15 protein-coding genes are annotated in these 19,392 nt (G+C 59.4%); all 15 read left to right on the forward strand.

The genetic code is table 11. The annotated features are described in order from the left end of the window. Positions 1-10: 10 nt before the first annotated feature. The 15 genes from uppS to AEQ67_RS32245 all read left to right on the forward strand — a co-directional run bounded on the left by uppS (position 11) and on the right by AEQ67_RS32245 (position 19,392). On the forward strand, positions 11-766 hold the full coding sequence (gene uppS / locus AEQ67_RS32175) for a polyprenyl diphosphate synthase (protein ID WP_059407804.1): 756 nt from the start codon (positions 11-13) through the stop codon (positions 764-766). Further along, positions 766-1,572, forward strand: a complete 807-nt coding sequence (locus AEQ67_RS32180; RefSeq protein ID WP_059407806.1) for a phosphatidate cytidylyltransferase — start codon at positions 766-768, stop codon at positions 1,570-1,572. Before uppS ends, AEQ67_RS32180 begins: the two co-directional genes overlap by 1 nt. Then, complete coding sequence (gene ispC / locus AEQ67_RS32185) at positions 1,569-2,759, forward strand: 1-deoxy-D-xylulose-5-phosphate reductoisomerase (RefSeq protein ID WP_059407808.1); 1,191 nt, start codon at positions 1,569-1,571, stop codon at positions 2,757-2,759. Before AEQ67_RS32180 ends, ispC begins: the two co-directional genes overlap by 4 nt. A 53-nt stretch (positions 2,760-2,812) precedes the next feature. Beyond that, entirely contained in the window at positions 2,813-4,165 is a 1,353-nt protein-coding gene (gene rseP / locus AEQ67_RS32190; RefSeq protein WP_059407810.1) for a sigma E protease regulator RseP, read from the forward strand. 75 nt (positions 4,166-4,240) lie between these two features. After that, positions 4,241-6,631, forward strand: coding sequence for an outer membrane protein assembly factor BamA (gene bamA, locus AEQ67_RS32195; protein WP_059407812.1), 2,391 nt, complete (start codon positions 4,241-4,243; stop codon positions 6,629-6,631). A 44-nt stretch (positions 6,632-6,675) separates the two neighbouring features. After that, positions 6,676-7,179: an OmpH family outer membrane protein gene (locus AEQ67_RS32200; protein ID WP_010462812.1), complete on the forward strand. Its 504-nt coding sequence runs from the start codon at positions 6,676-6,678 to the stop codon at positions 7,177-7,179. A 1-nt stretch (position 7,180) separates the two neighbouring features. Beyond that, positions 7,181-8,236 carry a UDP-3-O-(3-hydroxymyristoyl)glucosamine N-acyltransferase gene (gene lpxD / locus AEQ67_RS32205; protein WP_059407814.1) on the forward strand — a complete coding sequence of 352 codons (1,056 nt, stop codon included), beginning with the start codon at positions 7,181-7,183 and terminating at the stop codon, positions 8,234-8,236. A gap of 107 nt (positions 8,237-8,343) precedes the next feature. Further along, a complete protein-coding gene (fabZ, locus tag AEQ67_RS32210) occupies positions 8,344-8,784 on the forward strand; it encodes a 3-hydroxyacyl-ACP dehydratase FabZ (RefSeq protein WP_017336708.1) in 441 nt (146 codons plus the stop codon). Then, positions 8,781-9,557 (forward strand): acyl-ACP--UDP-N-acetylglucosamine O-acyltransferase, encoded by a 777-nt coding sequence (gene lpxA / locus AEQ67_RS32215; RefSeq protein WP_059407816.1) that lies wholly within the window; start codon positions 8,781-8,783, stop codon positions 9,555-9,557. Before fabZ ends, lpxA begins: the two co-directional genes overlap by 4 nt. A gap of 2 nt (positions 9,558-9,559) precedes the next feature. Continuing rightward, positions 9,560-10,690: a lipid-A-disaccharide synthase gene (lpxB, locus tag AEQ67_RS32220; RefSeq protein WP_059407817.1), complete on the forward strand. Its 1,131-nt coding sequence runs from the start codon at positions 9,560-9,562 to the stop codon at positions 10,688-10,690. Positions 10,691-10,701: 11 nt separating this feature from the next. After that, positions 10,702-11,328 carry a ribonuclease HII gene (rnhB, locus tag AEQ67_RS32225; protein WP_008154045.1) on the forward strand — a complete coding sequence of 209 codons (627 nt, stop codon included), beginning with the start codon at positions 10,702-10,704 and terminating at the stop codon, positions 11,326-11,328. 83 nt (positions 11,329-11,411) lie between these two features. Beyond that, entirely contained in the window at positions 11,412-14,933 is a 3,522-nt protein-coding gene (dnaE, locus tag AEQ67_RS32230) for a DNA polymerase III subunit alpha (protein ID WP_059407819.1), read from the forward strand. Between the two features lie 151 nt (positions 14,934-15,084). Next, complete coding sequence (locus AEQ67_RS32235) at positions 15,085-16,032, forward strand: acetyl-CoA carboxylase carboxyltransferase subunit alpha (RefSeq protein WP_008154040.1); 948 nt, start codon at positions 15,085-15,087, stop codon at positions 16,030-16,032. 125 nt (positions 16,033-16,157) lie between these two features. Further along, positions 16,158-17,486, forward strand: coding sequence for a tRNA lysidine(34) synthetase TilS (gene tilS / locus AEQ67_RS32240; RefSeq protein WP_059407821.1), 1,329 nt, complete (start codon positions 16,158-16,160; stop codon positions 17,484-17,486). Positions 17,487-17,760: 274 nt separating this feature from the next. Continuing rightward, entirely contained in the window at positions 17,761-19,392 is a 1,632-nt protein-coding gene (locus AEQ67_RS32245; RefSeq protein WP_059407822.1) for a CTP synthase, read from the forward strand.

Below are 19,392 nucleotides of genomic sequence, written 5' to 3' on the forward strand. Positions count from 1 at the left end.
TCACGTTTTAATGGATAAGACTAAGCAGACTGCACCGTCCGCGGTGCCGCGCCATGTCGCGATCATCATGGATGGTAATAATCGCTGGGCGAAAAAACGCTTTATGCCGGGTGTCGCCGGGCATAAAGCGGGTGTGGATGCAGTTCGTGCGGTGATCGAGGTGTGTGCGGAGGCCAAGGTCGAAGTATTGACCCTGTTCGCCTTCTCCAGCGAGAACTGGCAGCGCCCGGCCGATGAGGTCAGTGCCTTGATGGATCTATTCTTCAAGGCATTGCGTCGCGAGGCCAAGCGCCTCAACGACAACAACATCAGTTTGCGTATCATTGGCGACCGTTCGCGCTTTCATCCAGAGCTTCAGGCCGCCATGCGCGAAGCCGAGGCAATGACCGTGGGCGCCAATCGCTTCATCCTGCAGATCGCCGCCAACTACGGCGGTCAGTGGGACATCGCGCAAGCCGCGCAGCGTCTGGCGCGGGAAGTTCAGGCCGGGCATTTGCGTCCGGAAGACATCACCCCGGAGCTGCTGCAAACCTGTCTGGCCACCGGCGATCTGCCGTTGCCGGACTTGTGCATCCGTACGGGTGGCGAACATCGCATCAGTAACTTCCTGCTGTGGCAACTGGCTTACGCCGAGTTGTACTTCTCCGACCTGTTCTGGCCGGACTTCAAACACGATGCCATGCGTAACGCGCTGGCCGATTTCGCTTCTCGCCAGCGCCGCTTCGGTAAAACGAGCGAGCAGGTCGAGGCTGGAGCCCGGGTTTAATGCTTAAACAACGAATCATCACCGCGCTGATCCTGCTGCCGATTGCCCTGTGCGGGTTTTTCCTGCTCGAAGGCTCCGGTTTTGCGCTGTTCATCGGGCTGGTCGTAACCCTCGGTGCCTGGGAATGGGCTCGTCTGGCGGGCTTCACCGAACAGCCGATCCGAGTTGCCTATGCGGCTGTGGTCGCGTTGATGCTGTTTGTCATGCATATCCTGCCGGGGCTTGCGCCTTGGGTGTTGGGGGCGTCGGTGCTCTGGTGGGGTGTTGCGACGTATCTGGTGCTGACCTACCCGCGCTCCAGCGAACATTGGGCCAGCGCCGCCTGCAAGCTGGTTATCGGTCTGCTGATTCTGTTGCCGGCCTGGCAAGGTCTGATCCAGATCAAGCAGGAGCCCTTGGGCAACTGGCTGATCATGGCGGTAATGGTGCTGGTCTGGGGCGCCGATATCGGCGCGTACTTTTCCGGACGGGCCTTTGGCAAGCGCAAGCTGGCGCCGCACGTCAGCCCGGGGAAGAGCTGGGAAGGCGTTTATGGCGGGGTGCTGCTGAGCCTGGTGATCACGGCGATCGTCGGTCTGGTGCGCGACTGGAGCTTTACCCAGGTGCTGATGGGCCTGGTTGGCGCAGCGGTCATCGTGTTCATCTCGGTCGTGGGTGATCTCACCGAAAGCATGTTCAAGCGTCAGTCCGGGATCAAGGACAGCAGTAATCTGCTGCCGGGTCACGGTGGCGTACTGGACCGTATCGACAGCCTGACCGCGGCGATTCCGGTGTTTGCCGTGCTGCTGTGGATGGCTGCACCGTGAGCCGCCCACAGCAGATTACCGTGCTGGGGGCGACGGGCTCGATCGGCCTGAGCACCCTGGATGTCATCGCTCGCCATCCCGATCGCTATCAGGTTTATGCCTTGAGCGGTTTCACTCGTCTGCGTGAGTTGTTGGCGCTGTGCGTGCGCCATACGCCGCAGTTTGCGGTCGTGCCTGAGGCCAGCGCGGCTCGGGGCTTGCAGGATGACTTGCGTGCCGCAGGTCTGTCGACGCGTGTGCTGGTGGGGGAGGAGGGCCTGTGTCAGGTAGCTTCCGACCCTGAGGTTGACGCGGTCATGGCGGCTATCGTCGGCGCGGCGGGCCTGCGTCCGACCCTGGCGGCGGTCGAAACCGGCAAGAAAATCCTCTTGGCCAATAAAGAAGCGCTGGTGATGTCCGGTGCGTTGTTCATGCAGGCCGTGCGTAAAAGCGGGTCGGTGTTGCTGCCGATCGACAGCGAACACAATGCGATCTTCCAGTGCATGCCGCAGGATTTCGCCCGGGGTCTGGGTGCGGTGGGTGTGCGTCGGATTTTACTCACAGCCTCTGGCGGTCCGTTCCGACAGACGCCGATGGCTGAGCTGGCGCATGTTACCCCTGACCAGGCGTGTGCTCATCCGAACTGGTCGATGGGTCGCAAGATTTCGGTCGATTCGGCCAGCATGATGAACAAAGGGCTGGAGTTGATCGAAGCCTGCTGGCTGTTCGATGCCAAGCCGTCCCAGGTTGAAGGGGTCATTCATCCGCAAAGCGTGATTCATTCGCTGGTCGACTATATCGATGGTTCGGTGCTGGCCCAGTTGGGTAACCCGGACATGCGCACACCGATCGCCAATGCCCTGGCCTGGCCAGAGCGCATCGATTCGGGCGTCCCGCCGCTGGACCTGTTTGCCATCGCGCGCCTGGATTTCCAGGCGCCCGATGAAGAGCGATTCCCTTGCCTGCGCCTCGCGCGTCAGGCCGCCGAGGCCGGCAATAGCGCGCCGGCCATGCTCAATGCGGCGAATGAAGTGGCGGTTGCTGCGTTTCTCGACGGGCGGGTTCGCTACCCCCAAATCGCGAGTATCATCGAAGAAGTGTTGAATCTCGAGCCTGTGGTTGCGGTGGATGATCTCGAGGCAGTGTTTACGGCCGACGCGAAAGCGCGAGAACTGGCCGGGCAATGGTTGAGTCGTCACGGTCGGTAAGTGCTGCAATACGTTGGCCCATGCAGCACCGGATAGGATTGCGGAGAAAGTAGATGAGCGCGCTCTATATGATTGTCGGCACCCTGGTGGCTTTGGGTGTGCTGGTTACCTTCCACGAATTCGGCCATTTCTGGGTCGCACGTCGCTGTGGGGTCAAAGTGCTGCGTTTCTCCGTGGGCTTCGGTATGCCGTTGCTGCGCTGGCACGACAAGCAAGGCACTGAATTCGTCGTCGCCGCCATCCCGTTGGGCGGCTACGTGAAAATGCTCGACGAGCGCGAAGGCGAAGTGCCGGCTGATCAGCTCGATCAATCGTTCAATCGCAAATCCGTCCGTCAGCGTATCGCTATCGTTGCCGCTGGCCCGATTGCCAACTTCTTGTTGGCGATGATTTTTTTCTGGGTGCTCGCGATGCTTGGCAGCGAGCAGGTGCGCCCGGTTATCGGCGCCGTCGAGTCCGGCAGTATTGCCGCCAAGGCAGGTTTGAGCGCAGGTCAGGAAATCATTGCCATCGATGGCGAACCGACTTCCGGCTGGGCGGCGGTGAATCTGCAACTGGTCCGTCGTCTCGGGGAGAGCGGTTCGCTGCAGTTGCTGGTCCGCGAGCAAGGCTCCACTGCTGATTCGCCCCGTGAGCTGGCGCTGGACAAATGGCTCAAGGGTGCCGATGAACCGGATCCGATTCGCTCGCTGGGTATCCGTCCTTGGCGCCCGGCGCTGCCACCGGTTCTGGCCGAGCTTGATCCAAAAGGCCCGGCCCAGGCTGCTGGCCTGAAGACCGGTGACCGGTTGTTGGCGCTTGATGGCCAGTCTCTGGATGACTGGCAGCAGGTCGTCGACACGGTCCGTATGCACCCTGATACCAAAATCATGCTGCGCGTCGAGCGTGATGGTGCTCAAATCGACGTCCCTGTGACGCTGGCCGCTCGCGGCGAGAAGAAGGCACCCAGTGGTTATCTGGGGGCTGGGGTGAAAGCAGTCGATTGGCCACCAGAGATGATTCGCGAGATCAGTTACGGTCCGGTCGCAGCGATTGGGGAGGGTGCCCGACGCACCTGGACCATGAGCGTACTGACCCTCGATTCACTCAAGAAAATGTTGTTCGGTGAGCTCTCGGTAAAAAACTTGAGTGGACCGATAACCATTGCTAAAGTGGCGGGCGCTTCTGCCCAGTCGGGTGTCGCTGATTTCCTGAATTTCCTTGCTTATCTGAGTATTAGCCTGGGGGTTCTGAATTTGTTGCCCATTCCTGTACTGGATGGGGGGCATTTGTTGTTTTATCTGATTGAGTGGGCGCGTGGTCGTCCCTTGTCGGATCGGGTGCAGGGTTGGGGGATACAGATCGGTATCAGTTTGGTGGTCGGGGTGATGTTGCTTGCTCTGGTCAATGATTTGGGCCGTCTGTAACACTTCGCTGATATTGCGAATCTGCCGCATTTTGCGGCAGTTTGTTTATTGCCAGTTGGAATAAGAAAGGACTTCATGAAACGTCTGCTGCTAACTGCGGTTCTCACCGTATTGATGATCGCCGAAGTTCACGCCGAGTCCTTCACTATCTCTGATATTCGCGTCAATGGCCTCCAGCGGGTCTCCGCGGGTAGCGTCTTTGGTGCTTTGCCGTTGAACGTCGGTGAACAGGCGGATGATCGTCGCCTGGTGGAATCCACTCGTGCGTTGTTCAAAACCGGTTTCTTTCAAGATATCCAGCTGGGCCGCGATGGCAACGTCCTGGTCATTACTGTAGTCGAGCGCCCGTCGGTCGCCAGTATCGAGATCGAGGGCAACAAGGCCATCTCCACTGAAGACCTGATGAAGGGTCTCAAACAATCCGGCCTGGCCGAAGGCGAGATCTTCCAGCGTGCCACCCTCGAAGGTGTGCGTAACGAGCTGCAGCGCCAATACGTCGCTCAGGGTCGCTACTCGGCCACCGTCGACACCGAAGTGGTGCCGCAGCCGCGTAACCGCGTAGGGCTGAAGGTCAACATCAACGAAGGCACCGTCGCGGCTATCCAGCACATCAACGTGGTGGGTAACACGGTCTTCCCTGACGAAGACCTGATCGACCTGTTCGAACTCAAGACCACCAACTGGTTGTCGTTCTTCAAGAACGATGACAAGTACGCCCGTGAAAAACTCTCCGGTGACCTGGAGCGTCTGCGTTCCTATTACCTGGACCGCGGCTATATCAACATGGATATCGCTTCGACCCAGGTGTCTATCACCCCGGACAAGAAGCACGTCTATATCACCGTCAACGTCAACGAAGGCGAGAAATACACCGTTCGTGACGTCAAGCTCAGTGGCGACCTGAAAGTCCCTGAAGACCAGGTCAAGTCCCTGCTGCTGGTTCAGAAAGGCCAGGTGTTCTCGCGCAAGCTGATGACCACCACGTCCGAACTGATCACCCGCCGCCTGGGTAACGAGGGCTACACCTTCGCCAACGTCAACGGCGTGCCTCAGCCACACGATGAAGACCACACGGTAGACATCACTTTCGCCGTCGATCCGGGCAAGCGTGCCTACGTCAACCGCATCAACTTCCGTGGCAACACCAAGTCCGAAGACGAAGTGCTGCGTCGTGAAATGCGTCAGATGGAAGGCGGCTGGGCTTCGACCTACCTGATCGACCAATCCAAGACGCGTCTTGAACGCCTGGGCTTCTTCAAGGAAGTCAACGTCGAAACGCCGGCCGTGCCGGGCGTCGATGACCAGGTTGACGTGAACTACGCCGTTGAAGAACAGGCTTCCGGTTCGATTACCGCCAGCGTCGGTTTCGCCCAGAGCGCCGGTTTGATCCTCGGTGGTTCGATCACCCAGAACAACTTCCTGGGTACAGGTAACAAGGTCAGCATCGGCTTGACCCGCAGTGAATACCAGAGCCGCTATAACTTCGGTTATGTCGACCCGTACTGGACTGCTGATGGCGTGAGCCTGGGCTACAACGCGTTCTACCGCACCACTGACTACAAAGACCTCGACGTCGACGTGGCCAGCTATGCCGTAGACAGCCTGGGTGCAGGCGTGAGCGTCGGCTACCCGATCAGCGAGACTTCGCGTCTGACCTTCGGCCTGACTGCGCAACAAGACACCATCAAGACGGGCGTCTACACCGTTGACGAAATTTTCGACTTCGTTAACAAGGAAGGCGACAAGTACCTGAACTTCAAGGCCTCGGCCGGTTGGTCCGAGTCCACCCTGAACAAGGGCGTACTGGCGACTCGTGGCCATTCGCAGAGCCTGGTGCTGGAAACCACGACACCTGGCAGTGACCTGTCGTTCTTCAAACTCGACTACCGTGGCCAGTTGTTCCAGCCGTTGAGCGAGAACTACACCATGCGCCTGCATACCGAATTGGGTTATGGCGACGGTTATGGTTCGACCGATGGCTTGCCGTTCTATGAAAACTACTATGCTGGTGGTTTCAACTCGGTTCGTGGCTTCAAGGACAGTACCTTGGGGCCGCGCAGTACCCCGAGTCGTGGTCAGGCTGTAACGGGTAACGCCGGTACTCAGGCCGACCCGGACCAGGATCCGCTGCCGTTCGGTGGTAACGTCCTGATCCAGGGCGGTGTTGAAGTCCTGTTCCCGCTGCCATTTGTCAAAGATCAGCGCTCCCTGCGTACCTCGGTATTCTGGGATGTGGGTAACGTATTCGACTCCAAGTGCGACAAAACGACCAACGCCAATGTCGGTTCGACTTCCGAAACGAAGTGCAACGACATTAGCCTGAGCAACATGGCAAGTTCCGTCGGTGTGGGTGTGACCTGGGTCACCGCACTGGGTCCTCTGAGTTTCGCCTTGGCCATGCCGGTCAAGAAACCGGATGACGCTGAGACTCAAGTGTTCCAATTCTCCCTCGGCCAGACGTTCTAAGCGTCTGACCCAAGATAACGACAATGAATTTGTAGGAGTGCATCGTGCGTAAGTTGACTCAATTGGTTCTCCTGGCGACCGTACTGGTAGCAGGTCCGGCTTTTGCCGACATGAAAATCGCCGTCCTGAACTATCAGATGGCCCTGCTGGAGTCCGACGCGGCCAAGAAATACGCCGTGGATGCCGAGAAGAAGTTCGGTCCTCAGCTGAGCAAGCTCAAGACTCTGGAAAGCAGCGCCAAGGGTATCCAGGATCGTCTGATGGCCGGTGGCGACAAGATGCAGCAAGGCGAGCGTGAACGCCTCGAACTTGAATTCAAGCAAAAGGCCCGCGACTTCCAGTTCCAGTCCAAGGAGCTGAACGAAGCCAAAGCCGTTGCTGACCGTGAAATGCTGAAGCAGCTCAAGCCGAAACTGGACAGCGCTGTGGAAGAAGTCATCAAGAAAGGTGCTTTTGACCTGGTCTTCGAGCGTGGCGCAGTGATTGATGTCAAGCCTCAATACGACATCACTCGCCAGGTTATCGAGCGCATGAATCAGCTGAAGTAATATGACAGCGACTATAAAGCTCGGCCAATTGGCCGAGTTCCTCGGCGCCACCCTGCGTGGCGACCCGGAGAAAGAAATTACTGGGCTAGCCACTTTGCAAGAGGCTGGCCCAGCTCAGTTGAGCTTTCTGGCAAACCCTCAATACCGTAAATACCTGGCTGACAGCCATGCCGCAGCCCTGTTGCTGAAGGCGGCTGACGCCGAAGGTTTTACCGGTAATGCGCTGGTGGTGCCTGATCCGTATCTGGCCTATGCACGGGTTTCCCATCTGTTCGATCCCAAACCCAAGGCGGCTGCCGGTATTCATCCGACAGCGGTGGTGGCAGAGGACGCAGTGGTTGATCCGGCGGCAAGCATTGGCGCCTTTGCGGTCATCGAAAGCGCTGCGCGAATTGCTGCGGGTGTGACCGTTGGCGCGCACTGTTACATCGGTGCCCGCTGCGAGATTGGCGAGGGCGGCTGGCTGGCCCCTCGCGTAACGCTCTACCACGACGTTCGCATCGGCAAACGGGTGGTGATTCAGTCGGGTGCCGTACTGGGTGGCGAAGGTTTCGGTTTCGCCAACGAGAAGGGTATCTGGCAGAAAATCGCCCAGATCGGTGGTGTCCTGGTCGGTGACGACGTAGAGATTGGCGTGAATACCGCCATCGACCGCGGAGCACTGGCCGACACGATCCTGGGGAATGGCGTTAAGCTCGACAATCAGATTCAGATTGCCCACAACGTCCAGGTCGGTGATCACACCGCCATGGCAGCGTGCGTGGGGATTTCCGGCAGCACCAAAATCGGCAAGCATTGCATGCTTGCCGGTGGCGTAGGGCTGGTGGGGCACATCGAAATTTGCGACAAGGTTTTCATCACCGGGATGACCATGGTGACTCACTCGATTACCGAGCCGGGTTCCTATTCTTCCGGTACAGCCATGCAACCGGCTGCCGAGTGGCGCAAAAGCGCGGCACGCATCCGTCAGCTCGATGACATCGCGCGACGTCTGCGACAGCTGGAAAAGCGTGTAGGGGAAGTGACCCCTGACGGTAATGCTTCATCAGATGGCTGATACCATTTCCATATCAAGTGCGCACAGCCGTTAGACTGCTCCCTTGATTTGCTAGAGGGGTGCGCGTCAGTCGCGCCTCCCAATCTTTACATAGGCTTCCCCCCGAAATGATGGACATCAACGAGATTCGCGAATACCTGCCCCACCGTTACCCGTTCCTGCTGGTGGACCGAGTCGTGGAACTGGATGTGGAAGGCAAGCGCATTCGCGCCTACAAGAATGTCAGCATCAACGAACCGTTCTTCAATGGTCACTTCCCAGCGCATCCAATCATGCCGGGCGTGTTGATCATCGAGGCGATGGCTCAGGCTGCCGGTATCCTTGGCTTCAAAATGCTCGACGTGAAGCCGGCCGACGGCACGCTTTACTACTTCGTCGGTTCCGACAAGCTGCGCTTTCGCCAGCCGGTCACCCCTGGCGATCAGTTGATCCTCGAAGCCCGTTTCATCAGCTGCAAGCGCCAGATCTGGAAGTTCGAGTGCCAGGCCTCGGTCGATGGCAAACCAGTCTGCTCCGCTGAGATCATCTGCGCGGAACGCAAACTATGAGTTTGATTGACCCTCGCGCAATCATCGATCCGACGGCCATTTTGGCCGACGACGTCGAGGTCGGCCCTTGGTCGATCATCGGCGCAGGTGTGGAAATCGGCGAGGGAACAGTGATCGGGCCGCACGTGATTCTCAAAGGCCCGACCCGTATCGGTAAGCACAACCGCATCTACCAGTTTTCTTCGGTAGGCGAGGACACGCCCGATCTGAAATACAAGGGTGAAGAAACCCGTCTGGTCATTGGTGACCACAACGTCATCCGTGAAGGCGTGACGATTCACCGTGGGACCGTTCAGGACCGTTCGGAAACGACCCTGGGCGATCACAACCTGATCATGGCCTATGCCCACATCGGCCACGACAGCGTCATCGGCAACCACTGCATCCTGGTGAACAACACTGCGTTGGCGGGCCATGTGCACGTTGAAGACTGGGCGATCCTGTCCGGTTTCACCCTGGTCCACCAGTATTGCCATATTGGCGCCCACAGCTTTTCCGGTATGGGTACTGCCATTGGCAAGGACGTTCCAGCGTACGTCACAGTGTTTGGCAACCCGGCCGAAGCTCGCAGCATGAACTTCGAAGGTATGCGCCGTCGCGGTTTCAGCGAAGACGCGATCCACGCCCTGCGTCGTGCCTACAAGGTGGTTTATCGCCAGGGCCTGACGGTCGAACAGGCACTCGCTGAACTGGCCGAACCGTCGGCTGAGTTTCCGGAAGTCGCGGTGTTCCGTGATTCCATCCAGTCTTCGACCCGCGGCATCACTCGTTAATCATGGCTAATTTGCGTATTGCGCTGGTGGCGGGAGAGGCTTCCGGTGACATTCTGGGCGCGGGTCTCATGCGCGCGCTCAAGGCTCGCCATCCTGAGGTCGAGTTCATCGGTGTCGGCGGTCCGCTGATGCAGGCTCAGGGCCTGACCTCCATGTTCCCCATGGAACGTCTGTCTGTCATGGGCCTGGTCGAAGTGCTGGGCCGCTTGCGCGAGTTACTGAAACGGCGCAAGCAGCTGATAGCCGACCTGATCGCTGCGAAGCCGGACGTGTTCATCGGTATCGATGCCCCGGACTTCAACCTCACTATCGAACTCAAGCTGCGTCAGGCCGGGATCAAGACCGTGCATTACGTCAGCCCGTCGGTCTGGGCCTGGCGGCAGAAGCGGGTGCTGAAGATTCGCGAAGGCTGCGACCTGATGCTGACGCTGTTCCCGTTCGAAGCCAAATTCTATGAAGAAAAGGGCGTGCCGGTGCGGTTTGTCGGGCACTCCCTGGCCGATGCGATCCCGCTTGAAGCCGATCGCGCCGCCGCTCGGGCCGAACTCGGCTTGCCTGACGGGCCGCTGGTGGCGCTGATGCCGGGCAGCCGTGGCGGCGAAGTCGGCCGTCTCGGTGCGTTGTTCCTCGATACCGCCCAGCGCCTGCGGGCCTTGCGCCCCGGCGTGCGGTTCGTCCTGCCTTGTGCCAGCCCCGAGCGCCGCAAGCAGCTTGAGGAGATGCTGGCCGGTCGCGATCTGCCGCTGACCTTGCTCGATGGCAACTCCCATCTGGCCCTGGCGGCCTGCGACGCGGTGCTGATTGCCTCCGGAACGGCGACCCTTGAGGCGCTGCTGTACAAGCGGCCGATGGTGGTCGCTTATCGCCTGGCGCCGCTGACGTTCTGGATCCTCAAGCGCATGGTGAAAAGCCCCTACGTGTCCTTGCCGAACCTGCTGGCCCAGCGCTTGCTGGTGCCGGAATTGCTGCAGGACGACGCAACCGTCGAGGCCCTGGCCCAGACCTTGTCGCCGCTGATCGAGGATGGCCAGGAACAGACCCGCGGCTTTGACGAAATTCACCGGACCTTGCGTCTGGATGCCTCCAACCAGGCTGCGGATGCAGTGCTGAATCTGATCGGGCAAGTACAATGAGTAAAACAAGCATGCAGATGGGGCTGGATTTCACCTTGGTCGCTGAAGTCGAAGAATTGGTTGCCGGTGTTGACGAAGTCGGACGCGGCCCGCTCTGTGGCGCGGTCGTGACGGCGGCTGTGATTCTCGATCCGAGCCGTCCGATCCTCGGTCTGAACGACTCGAAGAAGCTCACCGAAGCCCGTCGCGAAAAGCTCTACGACGAAATCTGCGAAAAAGCCCTGAGCTGGTGCATCGCCCGCGCCGAAGTCGAAGAAATCGACGAGCTGAACATCCTTCACGCCACCATGCTGGCCATGCAGCGCGCCATCGAAGGCCTGCACATTCAGCCGAAACTGGCGATGATCGATGGTAACCGCTGCCCGAAATTGTCCATGCGCGCCGAAGCCGTGGTGCAGGGCGACGGCAAGGTTCCGGCCATCGCCGCGGCATCGATTCTGGCCAAGGTCAGCCGCGACCGCGAGATGGCGGCGTTCGAACTGATTTACCCGGGTTACGGCATCGGCGGCCACAAAGGCTACCCGACGCCCGTTCATCTGGAAGCGCTGGCCCGCCTGGGTCCAACGCCGATTCACCGCCGCTCGTTCGCCCCGGTACGCCTGGCGTACGAGGCGCGGGAGAACCTGATCGAGAGTTAGGCGCAAGGCTGATGTTTTTGCCAAGGCCCGGTACAATCCGGGCCTTGTTGTCTTCACGTTTCTAGTTTCTAGACAGGATCACTATGCCGGCTTCATTCGTTCACCTACGCCTGCACACTGAATACTCCCTGGTCGACGGTCTGGTGCGGATCAAACCGCTGGTCAAGACCCTGGTCGGCATGAACATGCCTGCCGTAGCGGTCACTGACCAGAACAACATGTGTTCCCTGGTCAAATTCTATAAAGCCGCCATGGGGGCCGGGATCAAGCCGATCTGCGGCGCCGACCTGTGGCTGTCGAACAAGGACCCGGACAACGCCCTGAGCCGGATCAGCCTGCTGGCGATGAACGCCGTGGGCTATCGCAACCTGACTGAACTGATCTCCCGCGGGTTCATCGACGGCCAGCGCAATGGCTCGATCATCATCGAGCGCGAGTGGGTGGCCGAGGCCAGCGAAGGCTTGATCATGCTGTCGGCAGCCAAAGAAGGCGAGATCGGCCTGGCCATGCTCAGCGGCAATCCGGCTGAAGCGGAAAACCTCGCTCGCGAATGGATGACGGTATTTCCGGACCGTTTCTACCTGGAAATCCAGCGCACCAACCGCCCCAACGATGAAGAACAGCTGCACGGGGCCGTGGCCCTGGCCGCGAAAATCGGCGCGCCGCTGGTGGCCACCAACGACGTGCGCTTCATCAAGCAGGAAGACTTCGCCGCCCACGAAACCCGCGTCTGCATCGGTGAGGGCCGCGCCCTCGACGATCCGCGGCGTTCGAAGAATTACAGCGATCAGCAATACCTCAAAAGCGCCGAGGAAATGGCCGAGCTGTTCAGCGATATCCCCGAGGCACTGGCGAACACCGTCGAGATCGCCAAGCGCTGCAACATTGAAGTGAAACTGGGCAAACACTTCCTGCCCAACTTCCCGATCCCCGATGGCATGACCATCGACGAGTATTTCCGCAAGGTCTCCTTCGATGGTCTGGAAGATCGCCTGAGCGTTCTGCTGCCCAAGGACACCACCGAAGACTACGAAGCCAAGCGTCAGGTCTACGTCGACCGGCTGAATTTCGAACTGGATATCATCATCCAGATGGGCTTCCCCGGTTACTTCCTGATCGTTATGGACTTTATCCAGTGGGCCAAGAGCAACGGCGTACCGGTAGGTCCGGGCCGGGGGTCGGGTGCCGGGTCGCTGGTGGCCTATGTGCAGAAAATTACCGACCTTGATCCGCTGGAATATGACCTGCTGTTCGAACGTTTTCTTAACCCGGAACGGGTATCGATGCCCGACTTCGACGTCGACTTCTGCATGGATGGCCGTGACCGCGTTATCGAATACGTGGCCGAGAAATACGGCCGCAACGCGGTAAGCCAGATCATCACCTTCGGTTCTATGGCGGCAAAAGCGGTGGTCCGCGACGTGGCGCGGGTGCAGGGTAAGTCCTACGGGCTGGCGGATCGTCTGTCGAAGATGATCCCGTTCGAAGTCGGCATGACCCTTGAAAAAGCTTACGAGCAGGAAGAAATTCTGCGTGACTTCATCAAGGTCGATGAAGAGGCCGCGGAAATCTGGGAGATGGCGCGCAAGCTCGAAGGCGTTGTGCGTAACGTCGGTAAGCACGCCGGTGGTGTGGTTATCGCACCGACCAAACTGACTGACTTCTCGCCGATCTATTGCGACGAAGCCGGCGATGGCCTGGTAACCCAGTTCGACAAGGACGACGTTGAAGCGGCCGGTCTGGTGAAGTTCGACTTCCTCGGTCTGCGGACCCTGACCGTTATCGATTGGGCGCTGAAAACCATCAACCGCGACCGCGCCAAGGTCGATCAGCCGCCGCTGGACATCGCGTTCATCCCGCTGGATGACAAGCCGACTTACCAGTTGCTGCAAAAAGCCGAAACCACGGCGGTGTTCCAGCTCGAGTCGCGCGGTATGAAGGAGCTGATCAAAAAGCTCAAGCCCGACTGCCTGGAAGACTTGATCGCACTGGTGGCCCTATTCCGTCCGGGCCCGCTGCAATCGGGCATGGTTGACGACTTTATCAACCGTAAGCACGGTCGCGCCGAACTCGCGTACCCGCACTCGGACTACCAGTACGAAGGCCTCAAGCCGGTATTGGCGCCGACTTACGGCATCATCCTGTATCAGGAACAGGTGATGCAGATTGCCCAGGTCATGGCCGGTTACACCCTCGGCGGTGCGGACATGCTCCGTCGGGCCATGGGTAAGAAAAAACCCGAAGAAATGGCCAAGCAGCGCGGCGGTTTCATTGAAGGTTGCGCCACCAACAATATCGACGCGGACCTGGCCGGTAACATCTTCGACCTGGTAGAAAAATTCGCCGGCTACGGCTTCAACAAATCCCACTCCGCCGCCTACGGCCTGGTGTCGTACCAGACGGCATGGCTGAAAACCCACTACCCGGCGCCGTTCATGGCCGCGGTACTGTCAGCGGACATGCACAACACCGACAAGGTCGTGACCTTGATCGAAGAAATTCGCACCATGAAGCTGCGTCTCGACGCGCCGGATGTGAATACGTCGGAGTTCAAGTTCACGGTGAATGACGAAGGCCGGATCATCTATGGCCTCGGCGCGATCAAGGGTGTGGGTGAAGGGCCGGTCGAGGCGATTACCGAAGCGCGTCAGAACGGTCCGTTCAAGGACCTGTTCGATTTCTGTGCCCGGGTCGACCTCAAACGTATCAACAAACGCACCCTGGACGGTTTGATCCGCAGCGGCGCGCTGGATCGTCTGGGGCCGTATTTCCACGATGAGCCGAAAGCTTATCAGGCGAACATCGACCAGAACCGCGCCGTCTTGCTGGCGGCAATGGAAGGGGCGATCAAGGCCGCCGAACAAACCGCACGGACCCACGACAGCGGCCATGCCGACTTGTTTGGCGGTCTGTTCGTCGAGCCGGATGCCGATGTCTACGCCAATCAGCGCAAGGCCAAGGAGCTGACCCTCAAGGAACGCCTGAAAGGGGAAAAAGACACCCTGGGCCTGTACCTGACCGGTCACCCGATCGACGAATACGAAGGTGAAATCCGCCGCTTCGCCCGTCAGCGCATCATCGACTTAAAGCCGGCTCGCGACACCCAGACGGTCGCGGGCATGATCATCGCCCTGCGCGTGATGAAGAACAAAAAGGGCGACAAGATGGGTTTCATCACCCTCGACGACCGCTCGGGCCGGATCGAGGCGTCGCTGTTCGCCGAGGCATTCCATTCCGCGCAGTCGCTGTTGCAGACCGACGCGATGGTGGTGGTCGAAGGCGAAGTCAGCAACGACGACTTCTCCGGCGGCTTGCGGCTGCGGGTCAAGCGGGTGATGAGCATGGAAGATGCGCGCACCAACCTGGCCGAGAGCCTGCGCCTGAAGCTGCAGACCAAGGATTTGAAGGGCGATCAGCTACGCTGGCTGGGTGAGTTGTTCAAGCGTCACCGCGGTGCGTGCCCGATCACCATGGAGTACACCAGCCCCGATGCCAAGGCCTTGCTGCAGTTCGGCGAGACCTGGCGGATCGACCCGGCGGATGCGTTGATTCAAGCCTTGCGTGACCAGTTCGGGCGAGACAACGTCTTCCTCCAATACCGTTGACGGTCAGGTGCCATTCTTGTGCTTAAGAGCAGCGCCTGATCTCGACCCAATTTTTAATCTCGACCTGAACGCGCCTCTCCCTTAAGGTAGGGCGCGAATAGACAACCGGCCGGCCCAAGCTCCCTTGGATGTCGACCCAAGACGGACGCCTATGAACCCGAATTTTCTAGATTTCGAACAGCCGATCGCCGACCTGCAAGCCAAGATCGAAGAGTTGCGCTTGGTCGGTAATGACAATTCGCTGAATATCGGCGATGAGATCTCCCGCCTGCAGGACAAAAGCAGCACGCTGACCGAAGACATCTTCGGCAAGCTGACCAGCTGGCAGATCGCGCGTCTGGCGCGTCACCCGAAACGTCCATACACCCTGGACTACATCGAACACATCTTCACCGAGTTCGACGAACTGCACGGCGACCGTCACTTCTCCGACGACGCGGCCATCGTTGGCGGTATCGCGCGCCTGGACGACCAACCGGTGATGATCATCGGCCACCAGAAAGGTCGTGAAGTGCGCGAGAAGGTTCGCCGCAACTTCGGCATGCCGCGTCCGGAGGGCTACCGCAAGGCCTGCCGCCTGATGGAAATGGCCGAACGCTTCAAGATGCCGATCCTGACCTTCATCGACACCCCGGGTGCGTACCCTGGTATCGATGCCGAAGAACGCAACCAGAGCGAAGCGATTGCCTGGAACCTGCGCGTCATGGCCCGCCTGAAAACCCCAATCATCGCCACCGTGATCGGTGAGGGTGGTTCCGGCGGTGCGTTGGCGATCGGCGTTTGCGATCAGCTGAACATGCTGCAGTATTCGACCTATGCGGTCATTTCGCCGGAAGGTTGCGCTTCGATTCTGTGGAAAACCGCCGAGAAAGCCCCGGATGCCGCCGAAGCCATGGGCATCACTGCCGAGCGTCTGAAAGGCCTGGGCATCGTCGACAAAGTGATCAGTGAGCCGTTGGGCGGTGCACACCGCAATCCAGCTGCAGCCGCCGCATCGATCCGTGCCGAGCTGAGTTCGCAACTGGCGATGCTGAAGAAGTTCGATAACGAAGCGCTGCTGGCCCGTCGTTACGAGCGTCTGATGAGCTACGGTCTGTAACTGTGCTCGCGATACCCCTGTAGGAGCTGCCGGAGGCTGCGATCTTTTGATCTTGCATTTCCAGATCAAAAGATCGCAGCCTCCGGCAGCTCCTACAGGGGACTTATGTGAAGTGATCGATCTCTATGAATCCTTCCAACATCGATCTGCCTGCCAGACTCCTGCTGAACCTGAGCCCTTGGCGCAATGCCAAGACCTGGCGCATCGCCTTCTCCGGTGGTCTCGACTCCACTGTCCTGCTGCACCTTCTGGCACACCTCGCAAAAACCCAAGCCCTGCCGGCGCTAAGCGCTATCCATGTCCATCACGGCCTTCAAGCTGCGGCCGATGCGTGGCCGGATCATTGTCAGTCGGTGTGTGAGGCGTTGGGAGTGCCGCTGCAGGTGGTTCGCGTGCAAGTTCGTCCTGGCGCCAGTGTTGAGCGTGCAGCCCGGGAGGCACGATATGGCGCGTTCATCGAGGCCACTCAGGCTGATGAAGTGCTACTGACTGCCCAGCATCGCGACGATCAAGCGGAAACGCTGCTATTTCGGCTGATGCGTGGGGCCGGAGTGCGAGGTTTGGCCGGGATGCCACGGCAACGTCCTTTGGGTAATGGGCACTTGCTGCGGCCATTGCTGGATGTCACGCGGGCGGAGCTTGAAACCTATGCCGCCGAGCATCAGCTGAGCTGGATCGAAGACCCGTCAAACCAGGATCGGCAGTTCTCGCGCAATTACCTGAGGCATCAGGTGTTCCCCGCATTGACCGAGCGCTGGCCGCAAGCGGTGGCGACCATCGCCCGCAGCGCCGCGCATCTGGGCGAAGCGCAGGGATTGCTCGATGAGTTGGCGCATATCGATCTGGCCCACGCCCGTACGGTCGGTGAGTTCGATTGGTTGGGATTGCCGTCGCTGGAACTGACGTATTTGGTAACGCTGTCCGCCGCCCGCCAGCGCAATGCACTGAGTCACTGGCTCGAACCGCTGACACGACTGCCAGACAGTGACCATTGGTCGGGTTGGGAGGATTTGCGCGATGCCACCGGCGATGCCCGTCCGATCTGGCGGCTGGCTGATGGTGAATTGCATCGGGCCGGGGGGCGTGTCTGGTGGTTGTCAGGCGGCTGGCTGAGCACACCACCCGCTGCCGGAATCTGGGCTGACCCCTCTCGATCGTTGATGTTGCCGGATAATGGCGTGCTCACACTCACCGGCCAAGTCCCCGCTGGGCCGCTGCGGATCCGCTATCGTGAGGGCGGTGAAATCATGGCGTTGCCTGATCGCGGCCATCGAGATCTGAAGCGTTTGCTCAACGAACGAGGCGTGCCGGGATTCGCCCGTGGCAGATTGCCGCTGCTCTACCAAGGCGAGCAATTGCTGGCGGTGGCCAACCTGCGGGGCTTGAACGGCAGCGCACTGGGCGGCTGGAATTTGCATTGGCAACCATCGAACGAAGATCAAGGTTTGAGCTGAAAGGGGCTTTCCGGTAGACTACGCTCCCTTCTTGATACAACTTCTGTGGATTCGCCTGAATTGCAGGAGTTGCCGATTACCAAGCAGTCTTTGCTGGGCGATTCCAAAAAATGTGTAGCGAGCAACGTACCGGTGTTTCATCTCCCGGTCTGTCCCAACGCGGCGGTTTTTTTGAAAGGTGCACTGTGATTAATGCAGGTGATCGGGGGCTTCGGCCTTCCTTCGCTTTCCCCGGCGGCTCGGACCGCTTTAACGCAGACTTCTAGGGTTTTTCATGACGCGCTACATATTCGTCACGGGCGGTGTTGTTTCTTCATTGGGGAAAGGCATTGCATCGGCTTCATTGGCGGCGATCCTGGAGGCGCGGGGACTTAAGGTCACCATGCTGAAGCTGGACCCGTACATCAACGTCGACCCGGGCACCATGAGCCCGTTCCAGCACGGTGAAGTGTTCGTCACCCACGACGGCGCCGAGACCGACCTGGACCTGGGCCACTACGAGCGGTTCATCCGCACGACCATGACCCAGAACAACAACTTCACCACTGGCCGTGTCTACGAACACGTCCTGCGCAAAGAGCGCCGTGGTGATTACCTGGGTGCCACCATTCAGGTGATCCCGCACATCACCGACGAAATCAAGCGCCGGATCATCAAGGGCGCCGGCGATGCCGACGTGGCCATGGTCGAGATCGGTGGCACCGTGGGTGACATCGAATCGCAACCGTTCCTCGAAGCGATTCGTCAATTGCGTTTCGAAGTCGGCGCCAAGCGCGCGATGCTGATGCACCTGACACTGGTGCCGTACATTGCCACTGCCGGCGAAACCAAAACCAAGCCAACCCAGCACTCGGTCAAGGAACTGCGTTCCATCGGCCTGCAACCTGACGTGCTGGTCTGCCGCTCCGATCACCCGATCGACATCTCTTCGCGTCGCAAGATCGCCCAGTTCACCAACGTTGAAGAACGTGCGGTGATCGCGCTGGAAGATGCCGACACCATCTACAAGATCCCGGGCATTCTGCACTCCCAGGGCCTGGATGATTTCGTCGTCGAGCGTTTCGGCCTGCAATGCGGCGGTGCCGATCTGTCCGAGTGGGAAGCCGTGGTCGACGCCAAGCTCAACCCAGAGCATGAAGTCACCATCGCCATGGTCGGCAAGTACATGGAACTGCTGGACGCCTACAAGTCGCTGATCGAAGCGATGAGTCACGCCGGCATCAGCAACCGCACCAAGGTCAACCTGCGCTACATCGATTCCGAAGACATCGAAAACCAGGGCACCGCGCTGCTCGAAGGTGTCGACGCGATCCTCGTACCGGGCGGCTTCGGTCTGCGCGGCGTGGAAGGCAAGATCACCGCCGTTCAATACGCTCGCGAAAACAAGGTTCCGTACCTCGGCATCTGCCTGGGCATGCAAGTGGCCGTGATCGAGTTCGCTCGTAACGTGCTGGGCTGGAAAGACGCCAACTCCACCGAGTTCGATCGTGCAAGCGGTCACCCGGTCGTGGGTCTGATCACCGAGTGGGAAGATGCCACCGGCGCCGTCGAAACCCGTACCGAATCGTCCGATCTGGGCGGCACCATGCGCCTCGGCGCTCAGGATTGCCTGCTTGAGCCAGGTTCCCTGGTGCACGATTGCTACGCCAAGGACGTGATCGTCGAGCGTCACCGTCACCGCTACGAAGTGAACAACAACCTGCTGCCGCAAATCATCGAAGCCGGTCTGAAAATCTCCGGTCGTTCCGGTGATGGCGCGCTGGTCGAAGTGGTTGAAGCGCCGGATCATCCATGGTTCGTCGCTTGCCAGTTCCACCCTGAGTTCACGTCGACACCACGCGACGGTCACCCGTTGTTCAGCGGTTTCGTTAAAGCAGCTTTGGTTCAACACCAGAAGAAGGCGTAA

Source organism: Pseudomonas sp. RIT-PI-q (genome assembly GCF_001297125.1).
Lineage (GTDB): Bacteria > Pseudomonadota > Gammaproteobacteria > Pseudomonadales > Pseudomonadaceae > Aquipseudomonas.

Excerpts from the sequence above, each read along its gene's own strand:
- uppS (WP_059407804.1), top strand. The coding sequence starts at position 11 with ATGGATAAGACTAAGCAGACTGCACCGTCCGCGGTGCCGCGCCATGTC.
- AEQ67_RS32180 (WP_059407806.1), top strand. The coding sequence starts at position 766 with ATGCTTAAACAACGAATCATCACCGCGCTGATCCTGCTGCCGATTGCC.
- rseP (WP_059407810.1), top strand. The coding sequence starts at position 2,813 with ATGAGCGCGCTCTATATGATTGTCGGCACCCTGGTGGCTTTGGGTGTG.
- bamA (WP_059407812.1), top strand. The coding sequence starts at position 4,241 with ATGAAACGTCTGCTGCTAACTGCGGTTCTCACCGTATTGATGATCGCC.
- lpxD (WP_059407814.1), top strand. The coding sequence starts at position 7,181 with ATGACAGCGACTATAAAGCTCGGCCAATTGGCCGAGTTCCTCGGCGCC.
- fabZ (WP_017336708.1), top strand. The coding sequence starts at position 8,344 with ATGATGGACATCAACGAGATTCGCGAATACCTGCCCCACCGTTACCCG.
- lpxA (WP_059407816.1), top strand. The coding sequence starts at position 8,781 with ATGAGTTTGATTGACCCTCGCGCAATCATCGATCCGACGGCCATTTTG.
- lpxB (WP_059407817.1), top strand. The coding sequence starts at position 9,560 with ATGGCTAATTTGCGTATTGCGCTGGTGGCGGGAGAGGCTTCCGGTGAC.
- rnhB (WP_008154045.1), top strand. The coding sequence starts at position 10,702 with ATGCAGATGGGGCTGGATTTCACCTTGGTCGCTGAAGTCGAAGAATTG.
- dnaE (WP_059407819.1), top strand. The coding sequence starts at position 11,412 with ATGCCGGCTTCATTCGTTCACCTACGCCTGCACACTGAATACTCCCTG.
- AEQ67_RS32235 (WP_008154040.1), top strand. The coding sequence starts at position 15,085 with ATGAACCCGAATTTTCTAGATTTCGAACAGCCGATCGCCGACCTGCAA.
- tilS (WP_059407821.1), top strand. The coding sequence starts at position 16,158 with ATGAATCCTTCCAACATCGATCTGCCTGCCAGACTCCTGCTGAACCTG.
- AEQ67_RS32245 (WP_059407822.1), top strand. The coding sequence starts at position 17,761 with ATGACGCGCTACATATTCGTCACGGGCGGTGTTGTTTCTTCATTGGGG.